The organism is Streptomyces sp. NPDC058257 (assembly GCF_042881845.1).
Taxonomy (GTDB): Bacteria; Actinomycetota; Actinomycetes; order Streptomycetales; family Streptomycetaceae; genus Streptomyces.
The window spans coordinates 74,697-96,300 of record NZ_JBHVXJ010000022.1; the positions used below are offsets into that span (position 1 = coordinate 74,697).

The 21,604-nt window shown below is 71.6% G+C and carries 16 protein-coding genes and 1 pseudogene; 7 read left to right on the forward strand and 10 right to left on the reverse strand.

Translation table 11 applies throughout. The features are described 5' to 3' along the window. The first annotated feature begins 302 nt into the window (after positions 1-302). The 5 genes from ACFVXC_RS35535 to ACFVXC_RS35555 all read left to right on the forward strand — a co-directional run bounded on the left by ACFVXC_RS35535 (position 303) and on the right by ACFVXC_RS35555 (position 7,168). Positions 303-2,639 carry a glycosyltransferase gene (locus ACFVXC_RS35535; RefSeq protein WP_389914098.1) on the forward strand — a complete coding sequence of 779 codons (2,337 nt, stop codon included), beginning with the start codon at positions 303-305 and terminating at the stop codon, positions 2,637-2,639. Beyond that, positions 2,636-3,862 (forward strand): acyltransferase family protein, encoded by a 1,227-nt coding sequence (locus ACFVXC_RS35540; protein ID WP_389914101.1) that lies wholly within the window; start codon positions 2,636-2,638, stop codon positions 3,860-3,862. The genes ACFVXC_RS35535 and ACFVXC_RS35540 overlap by 4 nt, the downstream gene beginning before the upstream one ends. A 507-nt stretch (positions 3,863-4,369) precedes the next feature. After that, on the forward strand, positions 4,370-4,666 hold the full coding sequence (locus tag ACFVXC_RS35545) for a hypothetical protein (protein WP_389914104.1): 297 nt from the start codon (positions 4,370-4,372) through the stop codon (positions 4,664-4,666). Between the two features lie 118 nt (positions 4,667-4,784). Next, a complete protein-coding gene (locus tag ACFVXC_RS35550; RefSeq protein WP_389914107.1) occupies positions 4,785-5,669 on the forward strand; it encodes a RimK family alpha-L-glutamate ligase in 885 nt (294 codons plus the stop codon). Between the two features lie 242 nt (positions 5,670-5,911). Further along, positions 5,912-7,168: a Cmx/CmrA family chloramphenicol efflux MFS transporter gene (locus ACFVXC_RS35555; protein WP_389914110.1), complete on the forward strand. Its 1,257-nt coding sequence runs from the start codon at positions 5,912-5,914 to the stop codon at positions 7,166-7,168. On the opposite strand, the pseudogene ACFVXC_RS35560 reads toward ACFVXC_RS35555, so the two are convergent. The 10 genes and pseudogenes from ACFVXC_RS35560 to ACFVXC_RS35605 all read right to left on the reverse strand — a co-directional run. Further along, positions 7,114-7,713: pseudogene (locus ACFVXC_RS35560) on the reverse strand (hypothetical protein); the annotation flags it as partial. The gene ACFVXC_RS35555 and the pseudogene ACFVXC_RS35560 overlap by 55 nt on opposite strands. After that, positions 7,694-8,533 (reverse strand): FkbM family methyltransferase, encoded by an 840-nt coding sequence (locus ACFVXC_RS35565; RefSeq protein WP_389914113.1) that lies wholly within the window; start codon positions 8,531-8,533, stop codon positions 7,694-7,696. The gene ACFVXC_RS35565 and the pseudogene ACFVXC_RS35560, both read right to left, overlap by 20 nt. Further along, on the reverse strand, positions 8,530-8,757 hold the full coding sequence (locus tag ACFVXC_RS35570; RefSeq protein WP_389914116.1) for a Trm112 family protein: 228 nt from the start codon (positions 8,755-8,757) through the stop codon (positions 8,530-8,532). Before ACFVXC_RS35570 ends, ACFVXC_RS35565 begins: the two co-directional genes overlap by 4 nt. Beyond that, positions 8,757-9,662, reverse strand: a complete 906-nt coding sequence (locus tag ACFVXC_RS35575; protein ID WP_389914297.1) for a hypothetical protein — start codon at positions 9,660-9,662, stop codon at positions 8,757-8,759. The genes ACFVXC_RS35570 and ACFVXC_RS35575 overlap by 1 nt, the downstream gene beginning before the upstream one ends. A 16-nt stretch (positions 9,663-9,678) precedes the next feature. Next, positions 9,679-10,428, reverse strand: a complete 750-nt coding sequence (locus tag ACFVXC_RS35580; protein ID WP_389914118.1) for a class I SAM-dependent methyltransferase — start codon at positions 10,426-10,428, stop codon at positions 9,679-9,681. Further along, positions 10,425-12,062, reverse strand: coding sequence for a condensation protein (locus ACFVXC_RS35585; RefSeq protein WP_389914120.1), 1,638 nt, complete (start codon positions 12,060-12,062; stop codon positions 10,425-10,427). Before ACFVXC_RS35585 ends, ACFVXC_RS35580 begins: the two co-directional genes overlap by 4 nt. Further along, positions 12,059-16,645, reverse strand: a complete 4,587-nt coding sequence (locus ACFVXC_RS35590; protein WP_389914123.1) for an alpha-(1->3)-arabinofuranosyltransferase family protein — start codon at positions 16,643-16,645, stop codon at positions 12,059-12,061. Before ACFVXC_RS35590 ends, ACFVXC_RS35585 begins: the two co-directional genes overlap by 4 nt. Beyond that, positions 16,642-17,361, reverse strand: a complete 720-nt coding sequence (locus ACFVXC_RS35595; RefSeq protein ID WP_389914126.1) for a class I SAM-dependent methyltransferase — start codon at positions 17,359-17,361, stop codon at positions 16,642-16,644. The genes ACFVXC_RS35590 and ACFVXC_RS35595 overlap by 4 nt, the downstream gene beginning before the upstream one ends. Further along, the gene (locus ACFVXC_RS35600; protein WP_389914129.1) at positions 17,358-18,563 is read right to left on the reverse strand and encodes a glycosyltransferase family 4 protein; all 1,206 of its coding nucleotides are present in this window, start codon (positions 18,561-18,563) and stop codon (positions 17,358-17,360) included. The genes ACFVXC_RS35595 and ACFVXC_RS35600 overlap by 4 nt, the downstream gene beginning before the upstream one ends. Before the next feature lie 267 nt (positions 18,564-18,830). After that, a complete protein-coding gene (locus tag ACFVXC_RS35605) occupies positions 18,831-19,865 on the reverse strand; it encodes a DUF3068 domain-containing protein (protein WP_389914132.1) in 1,035 nt (344 codons plus the stop codon). Positions 19,866-20,089: 224 nt separating this feature from the next. Here ACFVXC_RS35605 and ACFVXC_RS35610 point away from each other — a divergent pair, with 224 nt between their 5' ends. Further along, a complete protein-coding gene (locus ACFVXC_RS35610; RefSeq protein ID WP_389914134.1) occupies positions 20,090-20,242 on the forward strand; it encodes a hypothetical protein in 153 nt (50 codons plus the stop codon). Between the two features lie 66 nt (positions 20,243-20,308). Beyond that, positions 20,309-21,562 carry a helix-turn-helix domain-containing protein gene (locus ACFVXC_RS35615; protein WP_389914300.1) on the forward strand — a complete coding sequence of 418 codons (1,254 nt, stop codon included), beginning with the start codon at positions 20,309-20,311 and terminating at the stop codon, positions 21,560-21,562. Positions 21,563-21,604 lie beyond the last annotated feature (42 nt).

The window sequence follows — 21,604 nt, forward strand, 5'->3', positions numbered from 1 at the left end:
CGCACAGGGACGAGGCCCGCCTGCTCCCCGCACTGGGACGAGGCCCGCCTGCTCCCCGCGCAGGGACGAGGCCTGCCTACTCCCTGCACAGGGACGTAATGCGAGCGTTACGTCAGCGCAGGTGTGGTGTCACAGTGATCGTTGAGGCTGGTGGGGCCGATCGGCCCGTCTTTCAGGGCCAGTTGGCGGCTTGACGACAACCAAGGGTCCTCCCCCCACAATCCGAACAGGATGGGACCACACAGATGTCTCTTTCACCGCCCGCCGGGCGTGTTCGCGCGCGCCCGAAAAGTCATTCCCCCTTGCCCGCGCCTGCTCCCGCCGCCGGAGGCCGCGTCCTGGCCGTCGGCGCACCGGGCCCGAGCCGTGAACTGCTCACCCGGACCCTCAGACTCACCGGGTACGAAGTCACCCACGCCGTCCCCGGCGATGTGCACCGCCAGGTCAGGCAGGCGCCACCGGACGCGATCGTGGCCCTCGACGACGGCCCCGACGGACGGCGCCAGGGCCTGGACGTCATACGCGAGGTCCGAGCCGATCCCGCCGGGCAGGCGCTCCCGCTGCTCATGGTCACGACGGCCCGGACCCACGCCCCCGCCACCGTCGTCGACCTGCTGCGGCACGGCGCCGACGACTGCCTGCCGGAGGCCTGCGACCCGCGCGAGCTCTCGGCGCGGATAGCGGCCAAGCTGCACCGCGTCCCGGTCCCGGTCGAGAACCTGCTGCGCGATCCGCGCACCGGCCTCTACTCGGGCCCGCACTTCATGGACGAGCTCGACCGCGAGCTCAGCCGGCCGTCCGCCGCCCGGCGCGGCGGCGTTCTCGCCGTGGTCGGGGTCGCCGAGATGGCGGCCCTGGAGACGCGCCTCGGGCCCCGCGTACGGCGGGAGGTCGCCGAGCGGCTCGCCGGTGTGGCGGAACGCCTCGGCGGTGTCTGCGACCGGCTCGGCTGGGACGAGGACGGGCAGCTTCTCGTGCTGATGCCCGGTGTCGACGAGGAGACGGCGACACGGAGCCTGCGGGAGTTCGCCGTGTCCGTGGCCGGGACCCGCTTCGTCGTCGCCGACGAGAACGTCCGGCTCACCCCGGCCGTCGGCTGGACCCCGCTCGCCGATCACGCCTCCCACACCGGGGCGGCCGAGCACGCGCGGGACGCCGTGTCCGAGGCCGTACGCCACCGGGACCTGCGCCCGGTCCGCTACGAACCCTGGATGCGATTGAGCGCCCCGCACCCGCACCGCCGGGCCCGCGCCGGACTCCGGCTGCTGCTCACCTGGGCCACCAGGCTGCTGTCCCCGGTGCTTCCGCTGGTACTCGGCGTGGGCGTGCCGTTCCTGCTCTACCAGCAGGCGTACGAACTGGGCTGGGACGCGGCCGGGTTCGCGTACTGGGTGGTGGTGGCCGGGCTCGTGCTCTCCGCCCTGCTCATCATGCTGGAGTGCCTTTTCTCCCTTGACGCGACCTCCCGGCCCGAGCGCCCCGGCCAGCCCTATCCGTCAGCGAGCGCCGTCATCGCCGCCTACCTGCCGAACGAGGCCGCGACCATCGTCGACACCGTCGAGTCGTTCCTGCGGCTCGACTACCCCGGCGACCTGGAGATCGTCCTCGCGTACAACACCCCGCACCCGCTGCCCGTCGAGGACACCCTGCGCGAGATGGCGGCCCGCGATCCGCGCCTGGTGCTCCTCGCGGTGGCCGGGAGCACGTCCAAGGCGCAGAACATCAACGCGGCGGTGACGCGGGTGCACGGCGAGTTCGTCGGAATCTTCGACGCCGACCACCACCCCGCCCCGAACGCCTTCCGGCACGCGTGGGACTGGCTGTCCAACGGATACGACGTCGTCCAGGGCCACTGCGTGGTCCGTAACGGCGACAGCTCCTGGGTCGCGAGGACGGTCGGCGTCGAGTTCGAGACGATCTACGCGGTCAGCCATCCCGGACGGACCAGGATGTACGGCTTCGGGGTCTTCGGCGGGTCGAACGGCTTCTGGCGTACGGATCTGCTCGCCAGGACCCGGATGCACGGCTCGATGCTGACCGAGGACATCGACTCCACGCTGCGCGCCCTGAACGAGGGCGCGCGCATCGCCATGGACCGGACGCTCATCTCGCGCGAGCTCGCGCCCACACTCCTTCGCCCCCTGTGGAACCAGCGCTCGCGCTGGGCGCAGGGCTGGCTCCAGGTCTCGCTGCGGCACCTGTGGGGCGCGCTGCGTTCACCGGCGTACGCGCGGCGGCAGAAGGCGGGCCTGTTCGTGCTGCTCGGCTGGCGCGAGGTCCAGCCGTGGCTGACGCTCCAGATCCTGCCGATCCTGCTGCACGCGGCCTGGCGCGCGGGCGGCGCCGACCGCCTCGACTGGGCGGTGCCCGTCTGCCTGATGGCGGCGGCGTTCACCATGTCGGCCGGGGTGGTGCAGGCGGCCTTCGCGTGGCGGCTCGCGGTGCCCGAACTGCGGCGCCGCAAGGCGTGGTTCTGGCACTACCTGTTCGTGTCGACGTTCTTCTACACCCACTTCAAGAACATGGTGGCGCGCCAGGCACATCTGAAGGAGGCGCTCGGCGACCGGCAGTGGCGGGTCACGCCGCGTGCGGCCGTTCCCGACACGGCGGCGGTCGCGGAAGCGGCGGTGCGTACATGAGCACGCTGATCGCCCCGCGGCCCACCGAGGTGTCGGCCCCCGCTCCTCCCGCCTCCCGGGGGCGCGCCCTCGAACTCCAGGGCTACCGTGGCCTCGCCGCCCTGAGCACGATCCTCTTCCACGTGTGGCAGGAGTACTACACGTACGACGCGACCGGTGCGCACCCGCCGGTCGAGAGCCGCTGGCTCGGCGCGCTGATCTCGCTGGAGGTGATCGACCTCTTCTTCGTGATGTCCGCGTACCTGCTCACGCTGTCGTACGCGCGCGCCGCCATCGACGGAGGCTCGATCCGTACGGGGAGGACCTTTCTCTTCCGGCGGGCGATCCGCATTCTGCCGCTGTACTTCCTGGCGGTGCTCGTCGTCTGGGCCGGCCGCAATCCGACGCTGCCGGGAGACTGGCGCGACCTGGTCGGGCATCTGACGTTCACGCACGTCTTCGACCAGGAGCGGATCTTCTACACCTTGGGGCCCACCTGGTCGCTGTCCCTGGAGATCGCGTTCTACCTGGTCCTCGTCGCGCTGGGACCGCTCGCGGTGCGGGTCTGCCGGGGGCTCGAAACGAGGCGGGCGCGGGTCGCCGTGTGCCTGTCGGGGTGTGCGGTGCTCTTCGCGCTGCCGCTGGTCTGGATATCCGTCGCGCACTACGTCGTCGGGGTGCCGCACACCGACTGGCCGGTGTACTTCGGACCGCAGGCGCGCTTCGGGGGATTCGCCGTGGGGATGGCGCTCGCGGTGCTGCTCGTGGCGCTCGGCGAGCGGGGCAGGATGAGTGCGCGGGGGACGGTTCCGCTCTCGGTGGCGGCGCTCGCGGGGCTCTACGCCCTGTCGTACCTCTCCGAGGCGGAGAACTTCGCCCACACCTTCTACCACCCGCTCGCGGCCCTGCTCTGGTGCGCGCTGCTCTACGCGACGCTGCACGTCCGGCCGCGTGAACAGGTGCGCTGGCACGGCCTGTTGAGGGCGCGGTGGGTGACGGCGGTGGGGCTTATCAGTTACAGCGTCTACATCTGGCACGAGCCGGTGATGCTGCAACTCATCAAGTCCGGGCTCGTGCCCGCGGGGCAGGCGGGGTTCCCGTTCGCCGCGCTGGTCGTCTTCGCGGTCGCCCTCGCGGTCGGGACGGCGAGCTACTGGCTCGTGGAGTATCCGGCGAGTCTGCTCGGCAAGGCGAAGGACGCCAAGGGCGCGGCGCGGGACTTCTATCCGGATCCGACACGCTGACGCCTCCGGCCCCCGTGGCCCGCACAGACGCGGCGACGCCGCCTCCCGTGGGACGGGGAGGCGGCGTCGCTGTCAGAACTGCCGGGTGACGTCAGATCAGCCAGCCGAGGAAGTGGGCGATACCGGCGACGACGTCAGTGATGATGTTCATGGTGGTGCTTCTCCTTGTGGGACTTCTCAGGATCTCTTCCAACTCCCGGCCCTCGTATGGGACATGGACCGGGAACGCGGCAACTACGGTCTGCAGCCCGTTGCTTGCGTTCCGTAATCATCGTCAATCACATGCGTCACATGCAATCCCTGGCGTAACGATCACCTGTTCCAGGGAACAACTGCTCCCGTGTTCGTATTTTCGAGACGCGCGGGTGGGCGGGGGAGGTGAACGGCGCACGTGCTGGCGGCAAGCGCCTCCGCGCGCCGGATACGTGGCGTGCCTGATCGCCTACGGTGGGTGACTTCAGCGCGGGGTGCGTCGGGAGCGGTCCGCAGGGTGGAGGGGATCTCATCATGATGCGACGACGCATTGCCGTGACCCTGGGGGTGGTCGCGGCCGCCGCGACCCTGACGGTCGCGGTGCCGGGATCGGCGTACGCGGCGGAAGGTGTCCTGACCGTCAACGGCAACGAGCATGTCGACCCGAGCGGTTGCTACGCCCTCGACTGGTACCCGTCCTCGGTGACCAACGACACCGACGCCATCGCCGAGGTCCACTCGGGGCCCGACTGCGGTGGCCCGGTCGAGTGGCTCGTCCACCCGGGCGAGACGTACTACACGGAGACGGCTCGGAGCGTCTTCATCCTCTGAGTCCTCCGCCGTCCCGGGGCGACCCGCGGGCGCGGGGATCCGGGGCGAGGGCCTTGTCGGGGACACGTCGAACAGGTTGTTAGCCTGCGGGGCGGATCACCGAACCCAGGAGGCCTCCGTGTCACCAGACCGCCCCACGATCGCCCTGGTCACCAGCAGGCCTCAGCTGGCGACCGGCCTCGATCGCGACCTCCCCGAGCTGGCGCGCTCGCTCGGCGTGGCGGGTGCCGAAGTCGCCACCGTGTCCTGGGATGACCCGAGGGTCGACTGGGAGCGGTTCGACCTCGTCGTCATCCGGTCCGCCTGGGACTACAGCGAGCGCGTCGCCGAGTTCGTGGCCTGGGCGGGGCGCGTCGCGCGGCTCACCGTCCTGGCCAATCCTGCGTCCGTGGTGCGGTGGAACACCGACAAGCGGTATCTGGAGGAACTGGCCGCGGCGGGAGTGCCCGTCGTGCCGACCCGCTATCTGGCGCCCGGTGACGCCCTTGAGATCCCGGACGACGGCGAGTTCGTCGTCAAGCCCGCGTCCGGCGCGGGCGCGCGCTTCGCGGCGCGGTACGAGAAGGGCGCGTACGACGACGCCGTACGGCACATCGAGCGGATGCACGGCGAGGGGCTGACCGCGATGGTGCAGCCCTATGTGCCGCGCATAGAGGAGACCGGGGAACGCGCGCTCGTCTACGTCGGCGGGCGGTTCCTGCACGCCATACAGAAGGGCGCGGTGCTTGCGCCGGGGACGGCGTACGACGACGAGAAGATGCCGCATCCCGACCTCCGTCCCTGGCAGCCGACCCCCGCCGAACTCGACCTCTCCGAACGGGCGTTGGCAGCCGTACCGGGGTCGCCCGAGCTGTTGTACGCGCGGGTCGACCTCGTCGACGGAGCGGAGGACGGCGCGCCCTGCGTCATGGAGCTCGAACTCGTCGAACCGAATCTCTTCCTCGACCTGCATCCCGACTCGCTGCCCGCGGTGACCGAGGAGATCCTCGTCGCCGCCGGGTAATGGGTGGACGTGGGGCCAGGGGCCTGAATACTCTGCCGCCATGTCCAGTCCCGAGTCCGACAGACCTTAGTCACCGGCCCGGCATGTCCGGTGGCCAAGCAGGTAGGTATGCGGAACTGCGGCGTGCGACCGCGGGTGCGTCGTGGCTGGTCGCGCCCGCGCGGCGGAGCCGCATGTGTCGCAGCCCCGCGCCCCTTAGGGCGCTGTCGTGCGGACTGACTTTTCCCTTGCGGAGTTCCTTCATGCCATTTGCCCTCTACATGCTCGGACTTGCCGTTTTCGCGCAAGGCACCTCCGAGTTCATGCTCTCCGGTCTCGGCCCTGACATTGCCGCCGACCTCGACGTATCCCTTTCGACAGCGGGCACGCTGACCTCGGCCTTCGCCGTGGGGATGATCATCGGAGCCCCGGTGATGGCCGTCCTCAGCCGTCGTTGGCCGCGCAGGACCGCGCTGCTCGCCTTCCTTGTCACCTTCCTGCTCGTCCATGTCGTCGGCGCGCTGACCAGCAGCTTCGCCGTGCTGCTCGCGACCCGCGTCGTCGGTGCGCTCGCCAACGCCGGGTTCCTCGCGGTGGCCCTGGTGACCGCCATCGGCATGGTCGAGCCGAACGCCAAGGGGCGCGCCACGTCGGTGCTGCTCGGCGGTGTCACCCTCGCCTGTGTCGCGGGCGTTCCCGGCGGCGCGCTGCTCGGGCAGTTCTGGGGGTGGCGGTCCGCGTTCTGGGCGGTGGCGCTGGTGTCGGTGCCCGCCGTCCTCGCGATCCTGCGGTCCGTGCCCGGCGGTGCCCCCGCCGGGAAGGGGATGGGCGCGCGCCGTGAGCTGCGGTCGCTGCGCGCGCCGCGGCTCGTCGTGACCCTGCTCCTCGGAGCGCTGGTGAACGGCGCGACCTTCTGTACGTTCACCTACCTCTCCCCGGTGATCACCGACGTCACCGGCTTCTCGGAGAGCTGGGTGCCCGCGCTGCTCGCGCTCTTCGGCGCGGGGTCGTTCATCGGGGTCACGGTCGCCGGGCGGTACGCGGACGCGCGGCCCGTGCCGTTCCTCCTCGCTGGGGCGGTGGCGCTGCTCGCCGGGTGGGTGCTCTTCGCGCTGACCGCGGGGAATCCGGTGGCCGCGGTCGTCCTCGTCCTCGTCCAGGGCGCGCTGTCCTTCGGCGTCGGCTCCGCGCTGATCACCCAGGCGCTGTACGCGGCGACCGGCGCCCCCACGCTCGCGGGCGGCTTCGCCACGGCCGCGCTGAACGTGGGCGCCGCGATCGGTCCCGTGGGCGGCGGTATCGCCCTCTCGGCGGGTCTCGGCCACCGCTCGCCCCTGTGGGTCAGCGCGTTGCTCGTGGCGCTGGCCCTCGTGGTCGGGGCGGCGGCCCTGTGCCGGCGTCAGCCGGGCGAGCCCGGAGAGCCCGGAGAGTTGGGCGAGTTGGGCGAGTCGGGGAAGTCCGGGAACGACAGCCGCTGGAGCAGCCCCCAGGTGAACTCCGCGACGCAGCGCCGAGGCTGACCCGCCCCGTCCGGTGCCGTGAAGGCGAGCCGCCAGCGCGTGGGCGCCGTGCCCTCCATGGGGCGGGCCGGGGCGAACGCGCGGGCGACCTCGTCGACCGTGCACGACCAGGGTGTGAGGTCGTCCAGCGTATGGAGCGCGGGGCCCGGGGTGCCGGGTGTGCGGATCAGCCACTCGTTCCACACCGCGCCGTTCGGCGCGCGCAGGACCTCGAAGCGCAGGGTCGGCCAGAGCGGCACCGGCCACAGCAGGGCCTCGCACTCCAGGTCGCCGATCTGCCGGGCCACGGTGGCTTCGGGCGCGCCGAGCACCGAGCGGTAACGGGAGACCGTGCCGCGCGAGCGGGCGGAACGGGTCATCGCCTGCCAGCGGCGGTTGGCCTCGCGCATGTCAGCGATGGAGACGCCGAGCTGGTGGCGGGCCGCCTCCACCAGGTCCGGATTGTGGTCGGCCATGCGGCGCAGCAGGACCAGCTGGAAGTCCAGCGGCGTGAACGGGCCGGAAGGCTTGGGGCCGGGGGCGGAGCTAGCGGACATGTGCTCCATGGTCGCGCACCGCTGCCGCTCCCGGGCGGCGCCCGCCGGGAAGGAAGAGGACCGAATTGACGTACCGGGGCCTGCGCGGTGTCAGCACTCTGCGCAGCAGCCCCTGCGACACGACGTACGACGTGTCGTTCTGGTGCGCCTCCAGGTCGAAGTCCGCGAGCGGCAGCCAGGTGCGGTGGGGCAGGACCCAGCCCTGGTAGCCGTGGTGGCGGGTGAGCAGCTCGATGATCGGCTCGATCGGCTGGATACGGGACTCCAGCTCGATGAAGAGCGCGGGCCGGTCGCGGGTGAGCAGATCGTGGGCGCCGTGCAGGACCGGCAGTTCGTTGCCGTCCACGTCGATCTTGATGAAGTCGACGTCGCGCAGGCCGAGCCCGTCCAGGGTGAGGCAGGGCACGTCGACCGCCTCGGCGTGGATGTCCCTGCGGATGAGCGAGGAGACCCCGCGGTCCCCGCGATCGCCCCGCGGCAGCCAGAGCCGCGCCGTGCCGGGGCGGTCCGTGGCCGCGGCCTGGATCACCCGGACGTTGCCGGGCGTGGAGCTCTCCAGGAGCCGCGCCAGATGCGGGACGGGCTCCACGGTCACCACGCGGCGCGCACGCGAGGCGAGGCGGCGCGACCAGGGGCCGTACCAGCCGCCGACGTCCACCGCGGTGCCGCAGCCGGGCGGGCAGAGGTCGGCGAGGCGGGCGAGCTCCGGTTCGAAGCGGGGGTAGACGAGCCGGGCCAGGGCGCCGACAAGGCGGGTGGGGAGGTGCGGGGCGAGGCGGGCGGCCACGGTCCGGTGGGGGCCCGCCTCGGTCTCATGGGGGCCCCTCATGTGGATATCCGCTTCAGGAGCTGCTCGTGCTCGTCCTCCGAAAGCTGCTCGCCGGAGGAGGGCAGGAGCTGCGGTATGCCGTCGATGATGGGGTAGCGGCGGCGCAGGCGCGGGTTGTAGAGGACCTCCCGCGGTACGAGCGGGTCCGTGGGTTCCAGGAGATGCAGCGGCCCCTTGTCCAGCGGGCAGGCGAGTATCTTCAGCAAGGGATCTTCGGGGTTCATCAGCTCGTCAACTCCTTGGTGGGGGGCGTTGGTTGAGGCGGCGGCGCGTCGTGCTTGGGCATGGCGAGAAGCACGGAGACCGCGAGTGCCGTGCCGGCGATCCGCAGGGCGAGCCGCAGCGGTTCGTCGGGCAGTGGCTCGCCGAACGCCAGCGTCCCGAGTACCGCGGTGAAGAGCGCGGTAACCGTCGTGCACACGGGGACGATGAGCGAGGCCCGGCAGCGCTGCAGGGCCGCCTGGGACATGATCAGGCCGAACGCGCCGGTGAACATCAGGAGATACGGGTACGGCGATGCGAGCAGGTGGAGCAGTGCCGAGCCCAGTCCCTGCGTGGTCAGATAGCTGGACACGCCCTTGATGGCGAGTGAGCTGACTCCGTAGAGGAGCCCGACGGCGACCCCGTACTCGACGCCCGTCGTCGGAAGGCGGTGCCGGTGCTTCGAGCGGCGCTCGGCGGATCCGTAGAGCAGGACGCCCGCGGCGAGCGAGGGCAGGCAGACCGTGAGGACGAGCGGCACGGGCGCGCTGCGGCTCACGGTGTCCGACTCCTCGCTGAGCGAGAGGACGACCATGAGCAGCGCGAGGAGAATGGCTCCGACGGCGTACCGCTCGCGCCCCGACGTCCGCTCCCCGAGCAGCACGGAGGAGAGCAGCAGCAGGAGCACGAGCCCGGATACGAAAATGCCCTGCGCGGCGGCGATGGGCAGCGTCCGGTAGACGGCGAGCTGCGCGCCGAACCCGGCGGCGAGCGCCAGTGATCCGCCGATCCACAGGGGGCTCGAAATGACCTGCCGGAGCAGCCGTGCCGGGCTGCGCACGCTGACGGACGGCATGGCGGTGAGGGCACGTTTCTCCAGGACGAACCCGGTGCTGTAGAGGACGTTCGCCAGCAGGGCGGCGGTCACACCCCACCACACGGCGCTACTTCCTTCGGGCGTGCAGCAGCAGGATCGACGAGGCGCTCGGCACGGCGCAGGCGAGTCTGTCCAGGGCGCGCAGCGGACGCGGTACGCCGTGGAAGGGCGCACCGGCGACACGTACGACGTCGAAGCCGGACGCGGCGACGAACTCCCGCAGCGCGCGGGCGGTGTAGAGCCGCAGATGCCCGACGACCTCGCTCCCCGGGCGTCCGTGGATGCCGCGCAGGCTGACCTCCGAGAAGACGGGCTGCACCCCCGCGAGCAGGAGCCCGCGGTTGTACCAGGCGGCGAGGTTGGGTGTGGACAGCATCAGATGTCCTCCTGGCCTGAGCACTCTCCGCAGCTCGTCGAGCGCGCTGTCGGGGTCGACGAGATGCTCGATGACCTCGCTGAAGAGAACGGCGTCGGCGGATCCGTCGGCGAACGGAAGGCCGCCGTCGGTGAGTTCACCGCGTACGACGTACGGAAGGTGCGCGTGCGCCCGCTTGAGGGCGTCCTGCGACCAGTCGACGCCGATCACACGATGTCCCGCCAGGAGCGGTGCCGCGGTCGCCGCCGCGGTGCCGTCGCCGCAGCCGATGTCCAGGACGACGGCGGTATGTGCGGTGGCGGGGCCGATGGCGTCGGCGAGCATCCGGGCCTGGCGGAGGCTGCGGGCGTCGCCGGACGCGACGGGGACGGAGGGGTCCTCGTAGAAGTCCCGCAGGTCGCGGGGGGCGTTGCTGGTGCTCGTACTCGTACTCGTCGTCATGGTGTCGTCCCCTCCCGCGTGTGCTCCGTGTGCTCCGTGGCATGGAGGTAGTGCTCGAAGAGGTCGCGCAGATGGGCGCCGTCGCCGCTGCTGAGCAGGGACTTCGACCAGCGCAGGGCGACGTGCAGACGGCCCGCGGTGGACGCCGTGGTCACGGTGAGGCCGCGGGGCAGGCGTGCGGGCGCGGAGAACCAGACGGCGTGCGCGCGTCCGGCGTCACCGAAGTCGAGGGAGTACGGAACGCGCCCGATGTTGCTGAGCAGCGTGGTGGAGGTCCAGGGCGCGGCGGCCCTGCGCAGGCCCCGCGTGACGGCGGCTCTGAGGGTGACGGGCAGGACGGGCGAGGTCAGGAGAGCCGCGCCGCGGCCGAGCTGGGGCCGGGGGAGCGCCTTGAGGGCCCGGGTGCGGTCGGCGGTGCGCCGCAGCAGCGCCCCGATGTCCTGCGGGCCCCAGTCCGCGGAGGTCAACTCGTCAGCGGTGAAAGGCACTTCGACGAGCCGGGTGCCGTTGCCGATGGGCATGTCCATACTGCGGGGCCGGTCGTCGACGGGCATGGTGATCCGGAAGGGCCTGGGCCGTGCCCCGTGCTCCCGGTTCCAGTGCGCGATCATCAGCGCGGTCGCCACCATGAGCTGATCGTTCACGGTGAACGGCGCCCCCTTGGGCCGCCGCGGCACGGGCAGCTCGACGACGAGCATGCCGTTGCCGGGAGAGGGCTCGGGGGTGCCACGGGAGACACGGGCGGGGGGAGCCCAGCCGGATCTCGCGTCACCGACCGCCTCCGCGCTCTCGGGCACGGCGGCGGATGAGGGTGCCGCGCGCAGGGGAGGCGCGGCGGGGGAGTTGTCCTGCCCGCCGTACAGCTCGGCGGCCGTGGCGAGAACACGGAGGCAGGCGGGGCCGTCGAGGGCGGTGTGATTGATGGTGAGGAAGAGGACGCTGCCTCCGCTGGCGGGTCGCCCTGGGCTGTTGGGCGCGGCGCCCGTGCCGGGGCCGCTGACGTCGCCCGGGGCGGGGGTGTCGGTGCCGGAGGCGCGAGTTGCCCCTCCGGGGTCGGTCGGGCCCGCGTCGTCACCCGAGCCGGTGCCCTCGCCGGGGGCTGTTTCCCCCCGGCCGCCGTTCCCCGAAACGGGGTCCCCGCCGGGGACATGGCCCCCACCGGGGACAGGACCCCCGCCGGGGACAAGGCCCCCACTCCTGCCGGAGGCAACCGAGTCGCCCTCCCCGTCCGAGGCGATCACCTCCAGGCGGATCGGCGGAGACGCCGACAAAGGCGGGGCCTGGGAGAGGGAGCGGGTACGGGCCTTCTTCAGGGCGTCCCGTTCCGGCGCGGGGAACGTCACCACCTCCACGTCGGGACCCGGCGTCAGCTCCCACTCGTAGCGGCGCCGGTACCAAGGCCCCCGCGCCTCCCGCATCAGGATGCGCGGGTGGCGGCGCAGGGCCTCCGTGAACGCGGCCTTCAGGCGGGCCGGGTCCGGCATACCGGGCAGGTGGACCTCGATGTGTACCGTCTCCGGCTCCTCCTCCTGGAGGCAGTGCCGGGAGACCTCGTCGACGACGGGGAACGGCACGCGCTGCGGGGGCTGTTCGGGTCCGTCCGCGTGACGTGCCGGGTGATCGAGTGCGGTCATCGGTCCTTTTCCTCCCCGGCGGCGGTCGGCGCCGTGGCTCCCGTGAGCCCGTCCGACGGCCCTGGCCTGTGCCGCTTGAAGCGCGTGATCCGCGTGGTCCGCGTGGCGCGCGCGCCCGGCGGCAGAAGCTCTGCCTGCGCGGACGCGGGGCCCCTCGCGGAGATGGTCGAGCTGGTGGCCTTCGGCGCGCCACCGGCGTCCTGACTGCCGCCCCCGCCCCCGCCCCCGCTGCCCCCGTCCCCGCTGCCGCCGTCGCCGCCCGCACCCGGCCCGTTCGTCCCGCGCTTCCGGCGCGGCAGCGGCCTCGTGCCCAGGTCCCGGTCGGTCCCCAGCGGCGACCCCAGCGGTGGAGTACGGCCGCTCTCGGGGTGAGACGTCGCCGGTGGAGTATGGGGCGGCGGCCCCCACGGAGCGGCCTCGCCCCCGGCGCCCCCGGACGCTGCCGACGCCCCCGCGGGAGCCTCCCGCGCACTCGCCAGCGCCGCGAACAGCGCAATGAGAGCGAGGAGTTGAGCGGCCGGACTGAACGCGCCCGCGTCCGACGTGGTCGGCTCACCCGCCCCCACCGCCGCCACGATCCCCGCCCCGGCCATGGCCACGAACGCGAGCGGGACGAGCAGCGCGTGACGGCGCCACGCGAGCAGGGCGAGCGCGGGCACGAGCAGCGCGAACCAGCCCGCGATCACCACGGCCACCAGGGTCAGCGCCACCGTGCCGAGAATCAGCCCCGGCGCGGCCGGTGCCACGTCGGGCCCGTCCGGGTTGGGCTCGCGGCGCCGGATCAGGACCAGGGCGATCAGGGCGAGGATGCCGACACCGCCGCCGATCAGGCCGATCTCGTAGATCCGCGACGGCTCGTACGACAGCTTGACCGTGCCGCCCTCACCCTTCGGGATCAAAAAGCCCTGCTGCCAGCCGTCGAGGCGTACGGACGACAACTCCTTGCCGTTCAGCGTGGCCTTCCAGCCGTCGTTGATGTTCTCGTACGTCGAGAGGTACGAGGACGCGCCCGCGCCCACCGACAGCTCGCGGCGGTCGCCGAGCCAGTCCTTGATGTTCAGGGAGCGGGACTCCTTGTCGATCTCACCCGGCGTCCCCTGCGTCAGCGAGACGTCCATGAGGGCGAGCGGGCCCGCGTCCCCGGCCTCGACGGTGTGCTCGCCGGAACCGAGTGACACGGTCGTGTTCTTCGAGCCCCGCGAGCAGAGCGTCACCTCGATGGGCCGGCGCTCGACCAGATCCCGTACCGAACCCTTCGCGCTCGTCGCGTGCAGCTTGCCGTCGACGGCGAGCATCGGCCCCTCACCGCAGGCGAGTTCGAAGGCCGCCGAGGCCGCGGGCTGCTCCGTGCGGTACTTGTCCAGAGCCGGGATGTAGACCTCGGTGAGCCCGACCGGGAGCTGCAACTGGGCGTCGGCCACCGGGTTGTGGACCGTCAGCGGCGCCGTCTGCGTGATGGTGATGGTCAGCTCGTCCGTGGTGATCGGGGCGAACCGCGCGTTGCCGTTCTCGTCGACACCGGCGACCGCCGCGCCGTCCGGCGAGCTGATCTCGATCTTCTCGGGGCGGGTCGAGAGTCCGCCCGCCGCAGGCAGGACGATCTCGTCGATCTCCTGCTTGCCCTTCCACTTCAGATTGATCACCGGACTGTCGCCCGCGATCCAGGCCGTCGTCAGATCGCCGTCCGTGAGATTGCGGGGCGAGAGACTTCCGCCGGACTTCGACGTGGAGTCGGCGCTCGCGATGATCTGGTCCTTCTGCTCCGGGGCCACCTTGTAGAGCAGCTTGTCAAGGTCGGTTCCCTGTACGGCGACCGCGCTCGCCTTCACCTCGTAATCGGCCTCGGCCGGAGTCGAGAAGCGCCGGTGCAGGCCCGACTCGGCGTTCACCGGCGACAGCGCGCTCGGGTCCGAGGAACGGTGCATCGAGTACGTCGTCGCTTCGGCGCCATCGGCGGGCACCCTGGCGGAGGACCCGGTGTCCTGGGGCAGCCGCAGCAGCTTCGTCACCCGTACGCCCGGAACGGTGATCTCCGAGAACCCGGCGCCCGTCAGGCCTTGGCGGCCGATCTGCGCGTCCAGGACGGTGATCTTCAGCCAACTCGACTCACCGGCCGGTGCCTTGATGCTCTGCCGCATGCCGTTGGGCTGCAGCGGGCTCGTGCGGCTGCCCTGCTCCGTCTCCACCCGCACCCGCGTGGGCGCGGCCCGCACACCGTCCTGCGGCAGTGGCGTGACCCGGATGGAGGAAGGGACCGACTCCTCGGAGCGGAACTCCGCCTTGATCCAGGCGCCCTTCGGCTTCCCGGGGCTGCCCTCGGCCCACGCCGTGTCCGGGTTGCCGTCGAAGGCGTTCACGGGGTCGTACTGCGGCAGGTGGAAGAGCCAGTTGCCGTAGCTCGACGCCGTCACCGACTTCGCGCCGCGCAGCTCGGCCGTCGTCTGGTGCTCGACCCCCTCGGTGGGCAGGATCTGGTGCGGCTTCTTGCCCGCGTCCTGGAGGGCCCCGCTCGCGTTGCGTTCGCCAGGTGTGTACGTATAGGAGGTGTTGGAGCCGACCAGGCCGAAGCGTGTGTCGGCGCGGCGCAGACCGTCACCGACCGCCTGCAGGGCGGGAGTTCCGACGCCCGGGTGGTTGTCGCCCGTCAGGACGGAGGGGCGGTCCCGCATCGAGGGGTCGGCGGACAGCTGGAGCAGCGACTCGGGGCCGCCGCTCACCACGGCCGTGTTCGATACCGGCTTGATCCCGGCCTGCCCCGGCCGCTGGCCGCCCGACCCCGGCGCGTAGATCTCCACCGCGCGCTGGCGCGGGTAGAGGCCCTCGACCTGGAGAGGCGTGTCGTTCGGGATGATGCCGCCGGTCTCCGTCGGGCCGAAGCCGGTGACCCGCTTGTATCCCGATTCCTCCAGCGTCCGCTTGACGGTCGCGGTCGGTACGTTGCCGATCTGGTCGGGGTCGAGATCATTGCGTACGACGACGTAGTACATGCCCGCGCGCGACAAATAGTCGCGCAGGCCCGGGACTTCGCCGCCCGTCGTGAGCGCCTGCTCCACCGCGTCCATCGCGCGCCGGTTGCCGGGCGTGCCGAACGGCACGTAGTCCCGCTGTGCCCAGCGGGAGTCGGCGAGCACGTCGAGGGGCTGGTCGATGGGGGAGCCCCAGGTGTAGATGCCGTGCGCGGTGGCGGGCACCACGAGTGCGCGCGAGTCGGGGGAGTACTTCATCAGCCAGTCGGACGTCGTCTGCCAGTAGGTCGGCAGCTTCTTGAACGAACCGGGCTGGAGGATCGAGCCGTTCAGGTAGGGGAGGGCGAGCCCGGGAAGGACCAGCACGGCGGCGATCAGCGGGGCGTAGCGCCGCCCGCGCACCGGCCGCGCCCCGCGCGTCTGCGAGGCCACGCCCACGAGATGCGTCAGGCCGAGGACAAGGGCGAGCGCGAGGCCCGTCTGGAACTTGTAGATGTTGCGGAAGGGGACGAGCCCGCCGTTCAGCCACGACTGGATAGTCTCGTGGAAGGGCGCCCCGAACGCGCCGCCGTACCCGGCCAGCGTGACGAGGACGACCGAGAGCACGGTCAGGACGAGCCAGCGCCGCTCGGGCATGTCGCGCCGCGCGAGCCCGGCCAGGCCGAGGGCGGCGGCGAGCGCCGAGCAGACCACGACGATCACGGACGTCGCGACCGCCCACCCGGCGGGCAGCCACGCCTCGCCGAAGTGCAGATACGCGACCCAGTTGCCCGCGCCGCGCAGCGCCTCCGTGGCCGACATCGTGCCGGTCGTCGTGGCCGAATTCTCCACGTAGGGAAGGAAGTTCTCGCCGTAGATGCCCAGCATCAACAACGGCACCACCCACCAGGCGGTGGCGAGGATGACGCCGGGCACCCACCAGGTGATCAGCTTCCGTTTGCGCGGGCCGTTCGGTCTCGAAAGGAGGTACAGGCCCACCGGCAGCAATGACGCGAGCGTCGCCGCCGCGTTCACGCCGCCCATGAAGGGGATGACGAGTGCGGACCGCAGAGCGGCGGAGCGCGCGCTGATCCGGTCGTTCGTCAGCGGGAGCAGCACCCACGGCAGCAGGGCGCCGGGCAGCGCCGCCGCCGAGGTCGAGCCGACGACGATCGTGAACGTCGGCCACAGGGCGAACGCCACCGCGCCGAGCAGCCTGCTCGCGCCGCTGCCGATCCGCATCCTCTCGGCGAGCCGGAGGACGCCCCAGAACGCGGTGGCCACGATCAGCGAGAGCCAGAGCCGCTCCGCGAGCCACACCGGGAGGTGGACGAGCTTGGCCAGGCCGTAGAACGGCAGCATCGGCCACGCGTATCCGACGTACTGGTCCTGGATCCCGCCGAACCCGCCCCGGTCGTGCCAGAGCTGGCCCAGGTCGGAGAGGAACTGCCAGGGGTCGACGGCCACACCCAGCTTGGTGTCGAACGTCATCCGCCCCGGCTTCACGGCAAGCAGGAGGACGAACACCACGGCCCAGAACCCGAGCAGCCAGCGCCGCGAGCGCGGGCCTCTGCCAGGTTCGGGGGCGTCGGCCGTGGGCCGGACTGCCGCCGGGGGTGGGGCCTGGACCGTGGTCATGGACACCGCCTGAGGATGAGGAGGAGATTCCAGGTGGCGAACTCGCGTACACCCGGCACTTTGGTGATGCCACCGGCAAAGAACGGCCAGTAGCGGGACCGCGCGGACACGACGGACACGTCGTCCCTCGACCGTACTTGGCGCAGGGTCGGTCCGATGTGGTGGGCGAAGAGGTTCTCGCCGAGCGTGTGTTTGGCCGCCTTGCCGGTACGCCGTTCATAGCGGGCCCGCGCGCGGGCGCCGCCCAAGTAGTGCCAGGGCGCCCACTCGTGGCCGCCCCACGGCGAGTACCAGTTGGTGAAGGAGACGTAGATCAGACCACCGGGCCTCGTCACCCGCACCATCTCGCTGAGGAACGTCTGCGGATCGTCCACGTGTTCGAGAACGTTGGAGGAGAAGGTGACGTCGGCGACGCCGTCCCCCAGGGGGAGCAGATATCCGTCGGCGACGACGGCGCCCTCCGGGGGTTTGGCGCCCAGCTCGGCCGGGTCCGGCTCGAAGAGGAAACTCTGGGCGCCGCGCCGCCGGAACTCCTCGGTGAAGTAACCGCCGCCGCCGCCGACATCGACGACGACGCGGTCCCTGACCGGTCCATAGGCCTCGACCTGGTCGGCGGCGTCACGGGCGAGCAGGGTGTAACACCGCTCGGGCTCCTGCTGCTCGCGCAGGAAGGCCCGGAAGAGGGTGACGGAACGGCGCAGGGACGGATCTTTCACACGGACCCCTGCCGCGTGGTCTGTGGCGTGGTCCGGTGCGCGGTCTGCGGCGCGGTCCGGTGCGCGACGACCGCCTCGGCGGCCACCGCCTGGAACTCGCGTACGGAGTTGGCCCACCGGAAGCTGGCGGCCCGCTCGCCGGCGGCCTTGCCGAAGGCCCTGCGCCGCTCGGCGCTGAGCGCCAAGGTGCACCAGGCGGCGGCGAAGGAACTCTCGCCCCGGGCGAGCAGCCCCGTCACACCGTCCTCGATGGAGTCACGTACACCCGGTACGTCGAATCCGATCGCCGGCGTCGAGCGGGTCGCCGCCTCGGTGATCACCAGGCCCCAGCCCTCCACGGCGGAGGGATGCAGGAGCATCCAGGCCTCGCAGAGCAGCCGGTGCTTCTCCGCCTCGGAGACATGGCCCCTGAACTCCACGCCGGGCCCGGCGATCCGCTGGAGCCGCGCCCGCTCGGGCCCGTCGCCCACGATCACCAGACGTCCGCCGGTGACGGGCCTGACGCGCTCCCAGAGCCGAAGGAGCAGATCGATGCGCTTGTACTCGACGAGCCGTCCCATCGCCAGGAACAGCGGCTCGTCCGAGCGGGGGTGGAGCGGGCCCGGCTCCTCGACCCCGTTGTGGACGATGCGGATGCGCTCACGCTCGACGCCTATCGCGCGCAGGGCGGTGGACGTCGACGGCGACACGGCGACCAGGAGATTGCCGCGCTGGGCACCGGAGAGCGACCAGTGTTCGAGTCTTCGGCCGAGTCGGGCCGCGGGAGCGAGCGCGCCTTGGAAGCGCATCCCCCACAGATCGGTGTGGACGTGGTTGACCAGGCACAACGTGGGCCCGCGGTGCCACAGCGGCGCCAGGTACGGCATGCCGTTGCAGACCTCGACGAGCAGATCGCAGTCGCCGACCTGCCGGGTGAAGGCGGAACGCGAGCGCAGATAGTGCCCGAGGTCACCGCCCGCCGACACGACGCGGTAGTCGCGGAACGCGGCCGGGCCCCCGCACAGGAGGGTGACCTGGTGGCCGAGCTTGCTCAGGCCGTCGGCCAGCCGGTCGACGAGCAGTTCGGATCCGCCCGCGGCCGGGTTGGCGAGGTCGCGGCGGGCTAGAAAGACGATCCGGCGCGGCTGCGGGGGAGGTGCCGGAGGCCGTTGCGCGACCCGCGGGGTGGCGGCGCGCAGCGGGGAAGGCACGTGCTGGGGCATGCGTGCTCCAACTCGTCAGGGTGCGGAACCGTGAGGCGCTAAGGGGGTTCTGGAGGGGGGTGCACCGTTCGGGGGTCGCTTGCGGAGGCGCTGTGCTCGTACTGTGCGAGGCGGAGCGGGGCGGTGCGGGGCTGTGCGAGGTGGTGCGAGGTGGTGCGAGGTGGTGCGGGGATTGTGCTCGGGTGGGGTCGTTAGTTTTCGCTGCCGTGTTCGGCGCGGCTACTCACCGAAGTGACAATTTCTCGGCTTTCAACAGCTGACGTCTCATCACATCGTGCTCGGTTGCAGGGTGGTTGGGGACGTATCGCCATTCGGACGGTCCGGCTCCGCCGCCGTACCCGGACCGTCCGACCCTTGCGCCCCACTGTCGGACCGTCGTCCCCGTACGACGAGGACGCCTCCCGCGATCACCAGCAGCCCACCCAGCGCACCCGCCCCGATGGGCAGCGTCTCGCCGACCAGCTTGAGGCGGCTGCTGTCGTCGTCGGCGAGCTCGACCTGTGCCTTCTGCGTCTTGGGCGTGAACGCGATGCGCTCGCTGTCGAGCAGCACCGTCGCGTCCTTGTCCGAGCCGGGCGCGCGCAGCGTCTTGCGGGGGCCGATCGCCGCGTAGATGATCCGGCCCGTGCGCTTGTCGGCGACCAGCTCGACACCGTGGTTGGCGTACCACTCCTCGGCGAGCACGTTGCTGCGCTTGGGCTGACCCACCAGGCGGCCCGGCACGAGGCGGGTTCCGGTCTTCGCGGGCTTCACCTTCGCGGTGAAGCGGTAGCCCTCGTACCCCTGGATCTTCTTCGTGCCCTTGAAGGTCAGCGGGACGGTCGCGCCGAGCGTGTTGTCCCACCAGGTGTAGGAGCGTTTCTGCACGTCGAAGGGGAACTTGAGGTAGGCCTCGCCCTCGAAGTACGGCTTCTCGCCGCAGCAGTGCACCGGCTCGTTCGTCCTGCGGTCGGTGACCCAGCGCTCCGCCGTCCACTGGAGCGAATCGTGCGGATCGGCGGCCGGGAGCGAGCTGTCCGGATCGACCGAAGTGGACACGTCCCAGACCGCGCGCTCGTCGTCGCTGTCGTCCACGTCGCCGCGCACCTGACGCGTGATCGTGAGGTTCTTGTCGTGCACGGTCTTGATCTTCTCGGTGTCGAAATAGCTGCCCTTGCCCTTGAAGACCGTCGTGATGTCGACGTCGACGGGCGTGCGCTTCGCACGTGGCTCGACGTACCACGCGAGCATCGGGGCCAGGACGAGCAGAAAGACGCCGAGTCCGAGGAGGATCAGCGAGAGGGGAGAGGCTGTGCGGCGCATCCGGCACTCCTGGGGGCGGGTGAGAAGTGTTACCGAGCCGTATGGGGCCGGAACGCTAGGCGGACCCTTGACGAAGTGTCAATGCGTTGATGAGACTGGGCACTTGCCGGGCGGGGCCGGTTCGGGACTGTACGAACGACATCCGTGCGAACCGCACGGACGACATCCGTGCGACCTGTGCGACCTGGGTGGGGACGACCTCCAGCAGAGAGGCTGACCCTGACATGCACCGACTGCTCGCCGCCGGTCTGACCACCGCGGTCGCCGCGGTTCTCGCCGTGGCCGCCGCCTTCGGCATCGTCGCCGCCCTGAACGCGACGCCGGAACAGCCCAACACGCCCCTTGTGCACTTCGAGGCTCCCCCACAGGGGCAGTGAGTGGCCGTGCCCGTGACCGAGAGCCAGGGGCTTTCCAGCCGCTCGGCCTGGCGCGACGTACCGCCCATGCAGGTACGGCAGTTCGCCGCGCTCGCCCTGGACGAAGTGCCTTCCCTCGCCCAGGACATCCTGCGGGAGATCCGCGCCGAGTATCCAGGGCTGCCCGTCGTCCTCGACGACTCGGGCGAGCCCATGGCGCTGATCGGCATCCGCCGCGCCCTCGAAGGGTTCGTCCAGCAGCTCGCGTCCGCCGAGGGGCGGCCGTGTTATCCGCTTGAGGTCTTCCAGGAGTTCGGCAGGGGCGAGGGCCTGCACGGCCGCAGCCTCGACTCGCTCCAGGCGATCTACCGTCTCGGGGTACGGCTCGCCTGGCGCCGCCTTGCCGAGATCGGCCAGAAGATCGAGATCCCGCCACCGGCCATGTACGAACTCGCCGAGTCGGGCTTCGAGTATCTGGACGGCCTGGTCGACCAGTCCGTACGCGGATACGCCGAGGCCGCGGCCCGCCAGGCGGGTGAACGGCTGCGTCTGCAACGGAAGTTGATGGAGCTGCTGCTCGCCGAGCGACGCGGTGACTCGGGGGCTGGGGCTTCGGCCGGTGCCGGTGCCGGTGCCGGTTCCGGAGCCGGGTCGCTCTCCGCGTCAAGGCGTCCCGGTGCCCGCAGCGCACTCGACGAACGGGCCGCCCGCGTCGGCTGGCAGCTGCCCGAGCGGGTCGCCGTCGGCGTACTCCTGCGCCCGGCGAGGGAAGCCGTCGCGCCCGCCGTCGGACAGGGTGTCCTGCTCGACATGGAGACCGAACAGCCCCGCATGGTGGTTCCCGACCCGGAAGCGGCGGGCCGCCCCGAGCTGCTTCGGCGCACCATGGCGGGCTGGTCCGGCGCGATCGGCCCGCCCGTACCGCTCGCCGACGCCGCGAAGTCGCTGCGCTGGGCGGAGGCCGCGGTCCGCCTGATGGAGCGCGGCCTTCTGCCGTCCGGCGAGGTCCTGCACTGCACCGAGCACACCGAGGCCCTGGTCCTGCTCCAACCCGAGGAACTCATCGAGGACTTGGCGCGCCGCTGCCTCGCCCCGCTCGCGCACTGCGGCCCCGCGCACGGCCGCCGCCTGGCCGAGACGCTGCTCGCCTGGCTGGAGACGCGGGGCGGCGCGCCGGAGGTCGCGGCCCGCCTCGGGGTGCATCCGCAGACGGTGCGCTACCGCCTGCGGCAGATCAGGGAACTGTGGGGCGACGAGGTCGACGACCCGGACCGCCGCTTCGAGCTGGAACTCGTGCTCAGGGCGAGGCGGTTGCGAGGGGAGCTGGGGCGGGTGGGTTGAGACGGTTGGGATGAGGCGGTTGGGGTGAGACGAGCGGGATGA